Origin of the sequence: Streptomyces sp. NBC_01233 (assembly GCF_035989305.1) — a bacterium.
GTDB lineage: Bacteria > Actinomycetota > Actinomycetes > Streptomycetales > Streptomycetaceae > Streptomyces.
This window is the reverse complement of the sequence record NZ_CP108514.1, coordinates 1,437,639-1,449,991: the sequence shown is the minus strand read 5'-3', so window position 1 is coordinate 1,449,991 and position 12,353 is coordinate 1,437,639. Positions and strand designations below refer to the sequence as shown.

Annotated in this window: 11 protein-coding genes and 3 pseudogenes; 10 read left to right on the top strand and 4 right to left on the bottom strand. The window is 67.1% G+C overall.

Annotated features, from left to right (window positions below; genetic code table 11):
- Positions 1 to 69: 69 nt before the first annotated feature.
- From OG332_RS07095 to OG332_RS07075, 5 genes are all read left to right on the top strand, one after another.
- A complete protein-coding gene (locus OG332_RS07095; protein ID WP_327412646.1) occupies positions 70 to 915 on the top strand; it encodes an LLM class F420-dependent oxidoreductase in 846 nt (281 codons plus the stop codon).
- A 43-nt stretch (positions 916 to 958) separates the two neighbouring features.
- On the top strand, positions 959 to 2,002 hold the full coding sequence (locus OG332_RS07090; RefSeq protein ID WP_327412645.1) for a terpene synthase family protein: 1,044 nt from the start codon (positions 959 to 961) through the stop codon (positions 2,000 to 2,002).
- Positions 2,003 to 2,208: 206 nt separating this feature from the next.
- On the top strand, positions 2,209 to 2,553 hold the full coding sequence (locus tag OG332_RS07085; RefSeq protein WP_327412644.1) for a transposase family protein: 345 nt from the start codon (positions 2,209 to 2,211) through the stop codon (positions 2,551 to 2,553).
- Positions 2,554 to 2,588: 35 nt separating this feature from the next.
- Positions 2,589 to 2,903, top strand: a complete 315-nt coding sequence (locus OG332_RS07080; RefSeq protein WP_327412643.1) for a transposase — start codon at positions 2,589 to 2,591, stop codon at positions 2,901 to 2,903.
- On the top strand, positions 2,900 to 3,361 hold the full coding sequence (locus tag OG332_RS07075) for an ISAs1 family transposase (protein WP_327412642.1): 462 nt from the start codon (positions 2,900 to 2,902) through the stop codon (positions 3,359 to 3,361). Before OG332_RS07080 ends, OG332_RS07075 begins: the two co-directional genes overlap by 4 nt.
- A 41-nt stretch (positions 3,362 to 3,402) precedes the next feature.
- Here the strand turns inward: OG332_RS07075 and OG332_RS07070 are convergent.
- Positions 3,403 to 4,374 (bottom strand): annotated as a pseudogene (locus tag OG332_RS07070) (IS1380 family transposase); the annotation flags it as partial.
- Between the two features lie 185 nt (positions 4,375 to 4,559).
- Here OG332_RS07070 and OG332_RS07065 point away from each other — a divergent pair.
- The 5 genes and pseudogenes from OG332_RS07065 to OG332_RS07045 form a co-directional block, all read left to right on the top strand.
- Positions 4,560 to 5,765 (top strand): annotated as a pseudogene (locus OG332_RS07065) (IS4 family transposase); the annotation flags it as partial.
- Between the two features lie 282 nt (positions 5,766 to 6,047).
- The gene (locus OG332_RS07060; protein ID WP_327412641.1) at positions 6,048 to 6,554 is read left to right on the top strand and encodes a transposase; all 507 of its coding nucleotides are present in this window, start codon (positions 6,048 to 6,050) and stop codon (positions 6,552 to 6,554) included.
- Complete coding sequence (locus tag OG332_RS07055) at positions 6,535 to 8,262, top strand: transposase (RefSeq protein WP_327412640.1); 1,728 nt, start codon at positions 6,535 to 6,537, stop codon at positions 8,260 to 8,262. Before OG332_RS07060 ends, OG332_RS07055 begins: the two co-directional genes overlap by 20 nt.
- Positions 8,263 to 8,508: 246 nt before the next feature.
- Positions 8,509 to 9,453, top strand: a pseudogene (locus OG332_RS07050) (amidohydrolase family protein); the annotation flags it as partial.
- A gap of 18 nt (positions 9,454 to 9,471) precedes the next feature.
- Positions 9,472 to 10,473: a TIGR03842 family LLM class F420-dependent oxidoreductase gene (locus tag OG332_RS07045; protein WP_327412639.1), complete on the top strand. Its 1,002-nt coding sequence runs from the start codon at positions 9,472 to 9,474 to the stop codon at positions 10,471 to 10,473.
- A 137-nt stretch (positions 10,474 to 10,610) separates the two neighbouring features.
- Here the strand turns inward: OG332_RS07045 and OG332_RS07040 are convergent, their stop codons facing one another.
- From OG332_RS07040 to OG332_RS07030, 3 genes are read right to left on the bottom strand one after another with little or no spacing between them, the layout of a single operon-like run.
- Entirely contained in the window at positions 10,611 to 11,045 is a 435-nt protein-coding gene (locus tag OG332_RS07040; protein ID WP_327412638.1) for a hypothetical protein, read from the bottom strand.
- Between the two features lie 57 nt (positions 11,046 to 11,102).
- Entirely contained in the window at positions 11,103 to 11,468 is a 366-nt protein-coding gene (locus OG332_RS07035; RefSeq protein WP_327412637.1) for a hypothetical protein, read from the bottom strand.
- Positions 11,465 to 12,352, bottom strand: coding sequence for a hypothetical protein (locus OG332_RS07030; RefSeq protein ID WP_327412636.1), 888 nt, complete (start codon positions 12,350 to 12,352; stop codon positions 11,465 to 11,467). Before OG332_RS07030 ends, OG332_RS07035 begins: the two co-directional genes overlap by 4 nt.
- Position 12,353 lies beyond the last annotated feature (1 nt).

The window sequence follows — 12,353 nt, the reverse complement described above, 5'->3', positions numbered from 1 at the left end:
GCAAATCTGGATTTACAGGGCCCGGCCCAGCCCATTGATCGTCGAATCCTGTGATATCCCGGTAGAGAGTTGACCGAAATTATGAAAATTGGCATTATCGCCCTCATTACCGATGAAGGAATGGGTCCGGTTAGGCTTGCTCAGGAACTAGAACAACGAGGTTTCAGTTCAATGTTCGCTGCCGAACATACGCACATCCCTTATCTACGGGAGACGCCATATCCGGGTGGCGGGACTCTGCCCTCGCCTTACTACCGCACCCTGGACCCGTTTGTGGCGCTAGCAAGCGCTGCAGCCGTCACCACTCAGATCAGACTGGGAACGGGTATCGCACTTGCCGCTCAGCGGCATCCAATACTTATGGCAAAAGAGGTGGCGAGCCTTGACTTTATCTCTAACGGCCGATTGATTCTCGGTGTCGGTGCGGGGTGGAATCGCGAGGAGATGCGGAATCACGGAGTGGATCCAGCGGCCAGGATGGCCGTATTACGAGAACATGTACTCGCAATGAAATCAATTTGGGCGAATGAGCGATCCAGCTTCAACGGTCACCACGTAACTTTCCAGGCTATTTGCTCCTGGCCAAAAACCGATCAGAAACCACATCCCCCAATCCTTATGGGTGGCTCCAGTGCTACATCGGTTGAGTTCGCACTAAACTACTGCAACGGCTGGATGCCTATCTATAACGCAGAAGACGGGCCCCTACTCAAACAGATAGCGGATCTTTGCGGTATGAATTCTGGATCACGCGGGAGCGAGTTCAAGGTCATCGCGTGCGGAGTTCCCCCCGAGGCTAGAGCTATCCGATTCCTAGCAGAATCCGGTGTGGACGAGATACTCATCAAACCTCGCGCACTGTCGGTCGATGACTCTCTTTTTGAATTAGACAGGATTGCATCCCTCATTAATTAGCTCAACCTGAGTGACAGCCAGTCCACCACCGGAAGGTTTCAGGATGCTTATCTCGGCCTCCGATTTCTACTGCCCCCTCACAGTTGAGCGACATTCACAAGCTGAGGAAGTTGAGATTCGAGCAATCCGCTGGCTGGAAGACCGCGGATTCTTTGACGACATGCCTGCTGACGATCGAGCAGCCCTCACCGGTACCCGCATCGCGGAACTCTGCGGGATGGCAACTCCTCACGCTTCTGAAGAGAAACTTCTCAACTGTACCAAGTGGCTGTACTGCATGTGGCACGTAGACGATAAATACTCTGATGCCTCGCATACTTCACAGGGGGCTCTTGTTCACTTTGTGCGAATGGCATCCAACCTGCTCCGTGCGATCTCAGTTCCGAAACTCGCCACCAACGATCCACTCCTCATCGTCGCGAACGAAATTTCCAAGGACATGCGCAGATATGCCAGCGATGTTCAGATGCGACGCTGGCAAGACGCGCAACGGCGCTGGCTGATGGGTGTGGCGTGGGAAATCAGCAATGTGGTAGACGGCGCACTCCTAGGAGTCGACGAATACCTGGCGATGAGATTGAACTCATCAGGAGTGCTTCCTTCGATCGCGACGTTCGACATCGCTCAAGGTGGCGGGGCGTGTGCAGAAGAGATGGACAGCAGCACGGTGCAGGCGCTCACGGAAATGACCGCTCTCATTGTCGCACTGGACAATGATATCTACTCCCACCCTATGGAGAAGGGGTGTGCCCGCAACTCCCTCAATGTCATCGAATTGATTCGGGGACCCGAGGATGAATACGACGGTGAACTGGTCACCCGGGTTCGGGAAATTCGTGATCCGATGATGTGGCGCTTCTTGGAATTGCGCGAGCAAGTCGGTAAACAATGCTCGCCCGAGCTAAGCGAGTACTTGAGCTGCCTAGAGAACACTATTGGTGGATGTATTGATATCGGGCTTAAGGCTCCTCGTTATGCAAAATGGTTGGACGGAAATCCACAAATCTCGCTCGCCGCCCCCAATGTGCCACTCCGTACGGACAGTCTCGACTATCCATCCGTCGAGTGGTGGTGGCCCGAGAAATGAGCCCAGGAAAATCTACAGAAGGTGCGGCTCGGATCCGTGCCGATACGGAAGCCGCGCGATCGCAGGGCGGTTTCAAAGTCCCGGTGAGCGCATGAGTCGGCTGGTCACGGGGGTGTGAGAGGTCCGGGTCGGCCCGTCACGAACTCAACGAAGCTCCGGTTGAACGGGGTGACCTTCCCAAGTCGCCCTGAACCACCGGAGTTTCGATGTGCCGCCAGTCTGCCACCGTCTGCCTCGTCAAGTCGCCCTCGCTGGAGGGTGTAGCGGGACTCCCGCTCGTGGATCGGTTGCGGGTGCTGCGCGATCCGCGTCGGCGGCGCGGGGTGCGTCACCCGTTCGTGGCGGTGCTGCTGGTTGCCGCCTCGGCGGTGATCGCCGGCGCGCGCTCGTACGCGGCCATCGGACAGTGGTCCGCGAACGCTCCGCAGCACACTCTGGCCCGGCTTGGCGCCCGCGTGGTGGGCGCGATGGGCGTGCGGGTCGCACCAAGCGCCGCCACGATCCGGCGGGTCATCGGCCAAGTCTGCCCCGGCGGCCTGGCGCTGACCTGACCGGCACCGATCCCGGCGGCACCGAGTCGATGGCCGTGGACGGCAAGACCGCCCGCGGATCCCGCAACGGCCAGACGCCTGCGGCCCACCTCCTGGCCGCGATGACCGGCGACGGCCGGACCGTCACCCAGCTGCGGGTTCCCGACAAGACCAACGAGATCACCTGCTTCGCGGCGCTGCTGGAGCCCTACGAACTGACCGGGGTCACCGTCACAGCTGACGCCCTGCACACGCAGCGCGGCCACGCGCGTTTCCTGGTGGAGGCAAAGAGGGCGCACTACCTGCTGTGGTCAAGGCCAACCAACCCGGGCTCCACCGGCAGTTACGGTCACTGCCGTGGAAGGATGTGACCGCACGCCGCTACGACCGAGAGATCGGCCACGGCCGCAAGGAGACCCGCGTGACCAGGGTCCTCACCGTCACCGGCCTCGACCTGGACTTCCCCCACGCCGTCCAGGCCGTGCGCATCCTGCGCCACCGCACCAACCTCAAGACGGGCACCGTCAGCCGCCAGACCGTCTACGCGATCACGGATCTGACCTCGCAGCAGGCATCACCCCAGCGTCTCGGCCAGCTCGCCAGGTCGCAGTGGACCATCGAGAACCGGCTGCACTTCGTCCGTGACGCCACCTTCCGCGAGGACGCCTCGAAGATCCGCACCGGCCACGGACCCGAGAATATGGCCACCCTGCGCAACCTTGCGATCAACAAGCTCCGCGCTGCCGGGCACCGAAACATCGCCTCTGGCCTCCGGCACACCTCCTACGAGCCCTTCACCCGCCCACTCGACCTACTGGGCCTCGCCTGACCAGCACACCTACAAGATCACACGACTTTGCAACACCCCTGGTCGGTGATCCGCAACTGGGCGCCGGGATAGGGCCGTTCCTTCCGCACGATCAGCCGCATTCCCTTCGGCCAGCCCTTGAGGCAGCCGCCGGTGATCTCGGCGACCCACGCCCCGTCCCGGATCTCGCCGCCGGGCTCGATCGCTGCCGTCCAGGCCGGGGCGGGAACCTTGAGGACGGCCTGGTGAATCTGCTCAGTGATGGTCATGCCGACCGAGTACGACAGCCACCGGCCGCGCTGGGCGAGCCAGGCGACGAACTCGTGGGTGCCGCCGCCGGAGTCGGTACGGATCAGCGTCCGGCGTCCGCGCCGGTACTTCTTCGGTAGTTGCGCCAAGGCGAGTTGGGCCGTGGTGATGTGGTCGGCGGCGGTGTTGCTGCCTGCGTTGCCCGGTCTGAGCAGGCCGACGACCGGCTCACCGCTCCCGCCGCTTCCGTGATCCACGAAGCCCATCAGGGGGTGGTGTCCGAAGGTCTTCTTCCAGGTCGCGGTGGCGTCCTGCTTCTCGGAGTGGGCCAGCACGAGCACCCCGTCCAGGTCCACGATCACCTGCCCCGCGGCATCCGGCGCCGCAGTGCCGGCCAGCTTCCAGACGCGCTCACGCGCTTCGGCCCGAGCGACCCTTATCGCGGACAGGGCCTTCGGCCCAGCTGCGGCGAGGGCGTCGACGAGCCGGGAGACCGTCGGGTCGGAGGCCACCGGCCCGAACACGCCGGGCTCGGCCCGCAGCGTCCCGACATCCGCGAGGCAGTCCCCGCCCATCGCGACCGCGAGGGCCACGTCCAGCAGGATCTTCCCCGGATCGTGCACCGCCCGCGGACGCCGCCACGGCGCAAGCGCCGCCGATATCACCTGGTCCAGCCCGGCCTTGCGGACCGTCTCGACCAGCAGCACGGCCCCGGCCTGGGACACCACCCCACGGCCACCGCCCTCGATGCGGACGCGTGGATAGGACCCGATACGCTTCTTCACCTGGGAAGTGCCTCCGACGGTGGCAGGAACAAGGACCTCGACAATCCTCATTCTTGCTGGTCAGAGGCACTTTTCGCTTACCTGACCACCCGTCGGACAGCCCGCTTTATGAAAGCGCGAGGCTAAGGCCAATACCAGTGACTTAAAGATCTCGGCTGGTAGGGTGTTGGCCAGGAGGTGTCTGGATGCCACGCCCTGGACAGGTCAAGCCGGAGACGGACGAGCGGTTGTCGGATCGGATCGCGATCGGACTGCTGACGCGGACGTTCCCGCCGGAGCTGGTGGACCGGGTCGTGGAGGAATCCGGGAAGGCCGGGCAGCGCAACCGGCTGCTGCCTCCACGGGTGGTCGTCTACTTCGTGCTGGCGATGTGCTTGTTCTCCGGTCAGGGCTACGAAGAGGTCGCACGGCTGCTCACTCAGGGTCTGGCCTGGGCCAAGCACTGGTCGGGTTCGTGGCAGGTGCCTACGCCCGGTGCGGTTTCCCGGGCCCGGGCCAGGCTCGGGCCCGAGCCGCTCAAGGCTCTCTTCGAGCAGTCCGCCGGGCCTGTGGCGACCGAGTCCACTCCCGGTGCGTGGTACGGGTGTTGGCGTCTGATGGCGGTCGACGGGACCACGTTCGACGTGCCGGACAGTGAGGAGAACGACGCCCGGTTCGGTCGTCCCGCCACCCACCGGGGCGAGCGGACCGCGTTCCCGCAGGTGCGGGTGGTGGCGCTGGCGGAGTGCGGCACGCACGCCATCACCCGCGCGGCTCTGGGGCCGTTCACCACCGCGGAGTCCGTGATCGCGCGGGAGCTGTTCGACGCCCTTGGACCGGATGACCTGCTGATGGCCGACCGGGGCTTCGCCGGGCTGGAGCAGTGGCGAGCGGCATCGGCCGGCGGTGCGGACCTGCTCTGGCGCATCAAGTCCAACGCCGTCCTGCCCGTGCGGCGCGAGCTCCCCGACGGGTCCTACCTCTCCGACATCGTGGCGGCCAAGGACCACCGCAAACGCACCGATCCCACCGTGGTGCGGGTCATCGAGTACACCCTGGACGACCCCGGACGCCCGCAGCACGACGCCCCGTACCGGCTGATCACCACCATCCTCGACCACGAAGCCGCACCCGCGGCGGAGTTGGCGGCCCTCTACAACGAGCGATGGGAGATCGAGACCACACTGGACGAGCTGAAGACCCACCAACGCGGCCCCGCCCAGGTCCTGCGCTCCCGATCGCCCGACGGCGTCGAACAGGAGGTCTGGGCCCACCTCCTCGTCCATCACGCGATCCGCCAGCTCATGCACACCGCCGCCCGGGACACCGACACCGATACCGACCGGCTTTCCTTCACCCGCACCCTCCGCCTCGCCCGACGCCAGGTCACCGCGCAGGCGGCCTTTTCCCCTGACCGCCTGGCCACAGCCCTCACCGACGGGATACGAGAGATAGCCCGTCACCTCCTGCCACCGCGACGACAGCGGTCGAACGCCCGCGTCGTCAAACGCAAGATGTCCAACTTCGGCGTCAAGCGCACCGCACACCGGCTCTGGCCACAGCCGACACTCGACCCAGCCCGAGCCGTGGCCATCGCCCCACACCACAAAACGGCCCCGACCAACCCACCGAAGACCCCAGGCACCCCGGACCCTTAAATCACTGGTATTGAGGCTAAGCTCGACGATCTTCCAGTGGACAAGAAGCGGGACTTGCTCGAACTGCTGGATGTGCAGGTCGTCGTGACGAGCGAGGTCCCGGGCGCGCTTCGCAGCGGCGGCTGCCTCTTCGAGAGCTGGTTCGCCCGCGAGGGCCGCTTGGTGCCGCCGCAACTTGCTGAGGATCAGTGGTCGCAGGTGGAGCACCTCTTCCCTCAGCCGAAGAAGCAGTCCCGGGTTGTTCCGCCGCGGCTCGCGTTCGAGGCTTCCTTGTACAAGGTCCGGCACGGCCTGATGTGGAAGGACCTCCCTAGCGCAGTCACCCAAGGTCAGCGACTCTGTTGCTCAATTCCGGCTGCGTGGTTCGGTTGGTGCGTGATGATCTATCGTGCGGTCGCTTCCCTGTCGTGCGGCCGTGGGGGTGATGTGGATGTCGCTGCGGTCGAGCGGGTTGCCGCCAGTGCCGGAACGGACGGCGCGGGTGGCCCGGGCCGCTTTCCCGAAGGGGAGTCTGCCGATACGGGTGCGGGATCGGCTCGGTGAGGTGTTCGCGGACGAGCCGTTCGTCGAGGCGTTCGGGGTTCGTGGGGCCCCGGGATTGTCGCCGGGGGTGTTGTCGCTGGTCACGGTCTTGCAGTTCGCGGAGAACCTGACCGACCGGCAGGCCGCGGTGATGGCGGTGCGGGCGATCGACTGGAAGTACGCGCTCGGGGTGGAGCTGGAGGATCCGGGGTTCGACTTCAGCGTGCTGTCGAAGTTCCGGGCCCGGCTGGTCGAGCATGACATGGAGCGGGTGGTCTTCGAGAAGTTGCTGGAGCACTGCCGGGAGGCGGGGCTGGTGGCGGCGGGCGGGAAGCAGCGCACGGACGCGACCCATGTGATCAGCGCGGTGCGGGACCTGAACCGGCTGGAGCTGGCCGGGGAGAGCGTGCGGGCCGCGCTGGAAGCCCTCGCGGCGGCCGCGCCGTCCTGGCTGGCCAGCGTGGTAGACGTGCCCGAACTCGCCCACCGCTACGGGCAGCGGATTGAGGGCTGGACGCTTCCGGCCTCGAAGACGAAGCGGGAGCGGCTCGCGCTGGTCTTCGGGCAGGATGCGCTGGCCCTGTGCCGGGCGGTCTGGGCACCGGGGGCGCCCGGGTGGCTGCGGGAGATCGAGCCGGTCGCCCTGCTGCGGCAGGTCCTGGTCCAGACGTACGTGATCAGCACCGATACGCGCGGGCGGGAGGTGGTCAGGAAGCGGGAGGCCGACACGGACGGCGTTCCGCCCGGTCATCTCCGCCTCGCCTCGCCCTATGACGCCGACGCGCGCTGGGCGGCCAAGGGCGAGGATCTGTTCTGGCTGGGCTACAAGGTCCACCTCACCGAGACCTGCGACACTCCCGCCGAAGCCGAAGCCGAAGCCGAAGCCGAAGCCGAAGCCGAAGCCGAAGCCGAAGCCGAAGCCGAAGCCGAAGCCGAAGCCGAAGCCGAAGCCGAAGCCGAAGCCGAAGCCGAAGCCGGGGCGGTGGGGAGGCAGGAGCCGGTCCGGGCGGTGAACCTGATCACGGATGTGCTGACCACGGTGGCCACCGTCCCGGACGTGAAGGCGACCGCCACCGTCCAGGCCGCGCTCACCGCCCGCGGCCTGAAGCCGGCCGAGCACTACCTCGACTCCGGTTACCCCTCGGCCGACCTGATCACCCAGGCCGCAGGGCAGGGCATCATCATGGTCACCCCCGTGCTCCTGGACCACTCGCCCCAGGCCAAGGCGGCCGCCGGCTATGACAAGAACGCCTTCGGCATCGACTGGAAGACACGCCAGGCCACCTGCCCCGAAGGCCGCACCAGCACCGGGTGGCACCCGGTGAAACAGCACGGACGCGACGCCATCGTCGTCGAGTTCGCCCGCTCCGACTGCCGCGAGTGCCCCGTCTTGAAGCTGTGCACCCGGTCCCGGCGCGGCAACCGGATGCTCACCCTCTACCCCGAACACCTCCACGCTGCCCTGACCACGGCCCGCGCCGAGCAGAAGTCCCGGACCTGGAAGGACAAGTACGCCCTGCGCTCGGGCATCGAGGGAACCATCAACCAGGCCCTCGACCTCACTGGCCTGCGCAGGGCCCGCTACCGCGGCCTCCCGAAGGTCCGCCTCCAACACACGTTCTCCGCCACCGCGATCAACATCGTCCGCCTCGACGCCCACTGGACCACCACGGACACCCCACCCCGAACCGGCCGCCTCGCTCGCCTCGGCTACCAGCTCACAGCCTGACCCCGGAATTGAGCAACAGAGTCGTCAGCGCCCCCAAAGTCTCTATCAGCGGGCACTCGACTACCTCAAGACCGGCATCTGGGAGAACGCCGTCCTTGCGCTGGGCGACTGTGGCGGGACATCGGTTCCGCCCCTCTACGGGCTGCCCGACCTGCACATAACAGGAACCTTCGATCCGCGCCTCAGCGGCCCCACCCCCCGTGGCGGAGCTAGCGGCGACGTCACAACGCAGGAGGGCGCACCCGTACACGCTTCAAGCTGTTCATGGCCTACCCGGGCGTCTTCTACAGCGACGACGGGCAGATCCTGCGCGCCATGCAGCGGGGTGCCTCGAACGGCGGGCTGATCATGATGCATGCCGAGAACGGCATCGCGATCGACGTCCTCGTCGAACAGGCCCTGGCCCGCGGCGAGACCGACCCCCGCCACCACGGCGAGGTCCGCAAGGTGCTCCTCGAAGCCGAGGCCACCCACCGCGCGATCCAGCTCGCGCGGGTTGCGGGGGCCCCGCTGTACGTGGTCCACGTCTCGGCCGAGGAGGCGGTGGCCGAGCTGGCCGCCGCCCGCGACAAGGGCCTGCCCGTCTTCGGGGAGACCTGCCCGCAGTACCTGTTCCTGTCCACCGACAACCTCGCCGAGCCCGACTTCCAGGGCGCCAAGTACGTCTGCTCCACGCCGCTGCGACCGAAGGAGCACCAGGCGGCACTGTGGCGGGGGCTGCGGACCAACGACCTCCAGGTGGTCTCCACCGACCACTGCCCCTTCTGCTTCCGCGGCCAGAAGGAGCTCGGCCGCGGGGACTTCTCCAAGATCCCCAACGGACTGCCCGGCGTGGAGAACCGCATGGACCTCCTCCACCAGGCGGTCCTCGACGGGCACATCAGCCGCCGCCGCTGGATCGAGATCGCCTGCGCGGCCCCGGCCCGGATGTTCGGCCTCTACCCCCAGAAGGGCACCATCGCGCCGGGCTCCGACGCCGACATCGGCCTCTACGATCCGCACGCCGAGCAGGTCATCTCCGCCGAGACGCACCACATGAACGTGGACTACTCGGCGTACGAGGGCAGGCGGATCACCGGGCGCGTCGACACCGTGCTGTCGCGCGGCGAACTCGTCATCGACCAGCGCGAATTCACCGGACGGGCCGGCCACGGGGCCTTCGTTCCCCGCGGCACCTGCCAGTACCTGTAAGCGTCAAGGAGCCGCCCCATGGACTTCGGCCTCGTCCTGCAAACCGACCCGCCCGCCTCGCAGGTGATCAGCCTCATGCGCCGTGCCGAGCGCAACGGCTTCCGCTACGGCTGGACCTTCGACTCCGCGGTGCTGTGGCAGGAGCCGTTCGTCATCTACAGCCAGATCCTGGAACACACCCGCAAGCTGCACGTGGGCCCCATGGTCACCAACCCGGGCACCCGCACCTGGGAGGTCACTGCCTCCACCTTCGCCACCCTCAACGACATGTTCGGCAACCGCACCGTCTGCGGGATCGGCCGCGGTGACTCGGCGATGCGGGTCGCCGGGCGCAAGCCCAACACCCTGGCCCGGCTCGGCGAGGCCATCGACGTCATCCGGGACCTCGCCGAGGGCCGCGAGGCGGAGGTCGACGGCAACCCGATCCGGCTGCCGTGGGTCCGCGAGGGCCGGCTGCCGGTGTGGATGGCGGCGTACGGCCCGAAGGCCCTCGCCCTCGCCGGGCAGAAGGCGGACGGGTTCATCCTCCAGCTCGCCGACCCCTACCTCACCGAGTGGATGGTCAAGTCGGTCCGCGAGGCGGCCGCAGAGGCCGGCCGTGACCCGGCCGCGATCACCATCTGCGTCGCGGCCCCCGCGTACGTGAGCGAGGACCTCGCGCACGCCCGCGACCAGTGCCGCTGGTTCGGCGGGATGGTCGGCAACCACGTGGCCGACCTCGTCACCCGGTACGGCGAGCACTCCTCGATGGTGCCCGACGAGCTCACCGAGTACATCAAGGCCCGCCAGGGCTACGACTACAGCCACCACGGCCGCGCCGGGAACCCGTCCGCGGACTTCGTCCCCGACGAGATCGTCGACCGCTTCTGCCTGCTGGGCCCGGCCGAAGCCCACATCGAGAAGCTGCGGGCGTTGCAGGCCCTCGGCGTCGACCAGTTCGCGGTCTACGACATGCACGACGCGAAGGAGGCCACGATCGACGCCTACGGCCAGCACGTCATCCCGGCGTTCAACCGCTGACGTCACCGGCGCCCGGTCACGGCGGGCGAGATGCCTGGGGCGTCGGGTTCGGCACATCGGCCCCGGACGCCGTGACCGGGCCCGGCCGCCCCCGTACGACCCAGGTACGGCGGAGTCCAGGGGCAACCGGGCAGTGCTCAGTCGCCGAGGCCATTCTCCAAGCCCCGGCGCTGTTCGGGGTTCTGTTCGCGGACGCGGCCCAGGTCCTGCTGAGTCGCACCGGGCTGCTCCGTGCTCTTGCCGGGCGCACGGTGCACCTTGACGGGTTTGATCCCCGTTGCGGCGAGGGCCGCCAGCCCGCGCGCCTCCTCCAGCCTGCGAGCCTGCTCCAGCCGCTCGTCCTCAGAGGTCCCCACCTCTGCCTTAGGGGTCTCCGGAGCGGCGTCGGCCTCGGTCGGCTCGGTGGCCGGTGCTTCCCCTCCCGGTGTCAACGCCCGCATGCGTTCCCCGAAGGCGTCCGGGTTGTCCGGCTTCGGCCTCACCCACGGGTTCTCCACCGGCTCCGCCTCGGTGGAGCCGTCGTACGGGGGCTCGCCGCCTTCGTCCCTGTTCTCGCCGGTCTCTCTGCTCATGACGTCCCTTCCTTCCGGTCTCGGTCCTGGAGGTTGCCCTGTTCGCGGCTCCGATTCCTACCGAGGCGCACCAGGCTGCCCCCCGTCGCCGCTGCGGGTCGCGCGGGCACTTGCGACCATCTGGGAGGTCAGGAGCCCCCGGGCGGCGGCCCCCGCCTCCCGGCGCAGCCTGGCCTCCCTTTCCTCATCGGTCTCCGGAGCGGCGTTGGCCTCGTACCGGGCGAGGTCCGGCGATTCCATGTGGTTCCAGAACGCCTCCGGGGCGTCCGCCGGCACCTCGGTCACGTACGCGTTCTCCGCCGTCTCCGCAGCCTCGACGCCGACGTCGGACGCGGCCTCCACGCCTTCGGTCCCGCTCTCGACCCCGGCGTCGGACGCCTCTCCGCCTTCGGCCCCGCCCTCGCCGCCGCCCTCACCACTCATGACGTACCTTCCTGCTGGTCCTGAACCTGGGCGTCGCGCTGTTCGCGTTCCTTCTGGCTGACGATCGTCTCGGCGCCCGGCGGAGCGGTCACGAAGTGGGTGAACACTGCTTGCCTCTTCTGGAGTTCGGCTATTTCCTTCATCTCCTGCTCCTTCGTGGGGTCGAGTTCTCGCTGCACCTTGTAGATGGGGTGGGTCGCCTGCTTGACGCGGAAGCCGAACGGGGTGTGGAACTGGACCTCGAAGTTCAGTCCCGACGCGTGGTCCCGCCAGGAGGTGTTCACGCCCCTGTACACCTCGTCGTCCCAGGAGTTCCTCACCTCCAGCGGTTCGTGTCCCTGTGCGGTCAGAGCCTCGATGGCCTTCCACGCGCCGGCGGAGTACTTATCGTCGGGGAGCTGGATGGTGTAGCGGATGGCGTCCTTGATACGGGCCGTCACGTCCGCGCCGCTCATCCCGGCGGCCTCGTAACGGGAGAACTTGGGGTGGAGCGAGTCCGTGTCCTTCACGGAGTGTTCCAGACCGACCAGGTGGACACGGTGCCAGTCCTCCAGCTTCTCCTGCGCGGTGCGGGTGTCCTGGTCCTCCTTGGGCCGTTCCTGCTCGTGGCCCGGGATCCCACCGGCGGCCACGACGACTTGTTTCATCTCCTCGCGCAGCGTGGACTCCCGATCGAGTGCCTGTTGGCGGAACGCCTCGACCCGCTCGTCGAGCGTCGACTCCGGCTCGCTCGTCCCGGGCCCGTCAGGCTGGTCCCGTCCTTCGGCCAGGGCCAGGTGCTGGGCGAAGCCTTCCCGGCCGCTCGCGTGCTCGGACGGCTCCTCGTGGGGCTCGGCGGATTCGTCGGCCTCCCAGGCGCCGGATCCTTCCGGTCGTGTCTCCATC

Bases quoted from the DNA above. Each gene is read 5' to 3' on its own strand.
- OG332_RS07035 (WP_327412637.1), bottom strand. From the start codon at position 11,468: ATGAGTGGTGAGGGCGGCGGCGAGGGCGGGGCCGAAGGCGGAGAGGCG.
- OG332_RS07040 (WP_327412638.1), bottom strand. From the start codon at position 11,045: ATGAGCAGAGAGACCGGCGAGAACAGGGACGAAGGCGGCGAGCCCCCG.
- OG332_RS07085 (WP_327412644.1), top strand. From the start codon at position 2,209: ATGTGCCGCCAGTCTGCCACCGTCTGCCTCGTCAAGTCGCCCTCGCTG.
- OG332_RS07090 (WP_327412645.1), top strand. From the start codon at position 959: ATGCTTATCTCGGCCTCCGATTTCTACTGCCCCCTCACAGTTGAGCGA.
- OG332_RS07030 (WP_327412636.1), bottom strand. From the start codon at position 12,352: ATGGAGACACGACCGGAAGGATCCGGCGCCTGGGAGGCCGACGAATCC.
- OG332_RS07045 (WP_327412639.1), top strand. From the start codon at position 9,472: ATGGACTTCGGCCTCGTCCTGCAAACCGACCCGCCCGCCTCGCAGGTG.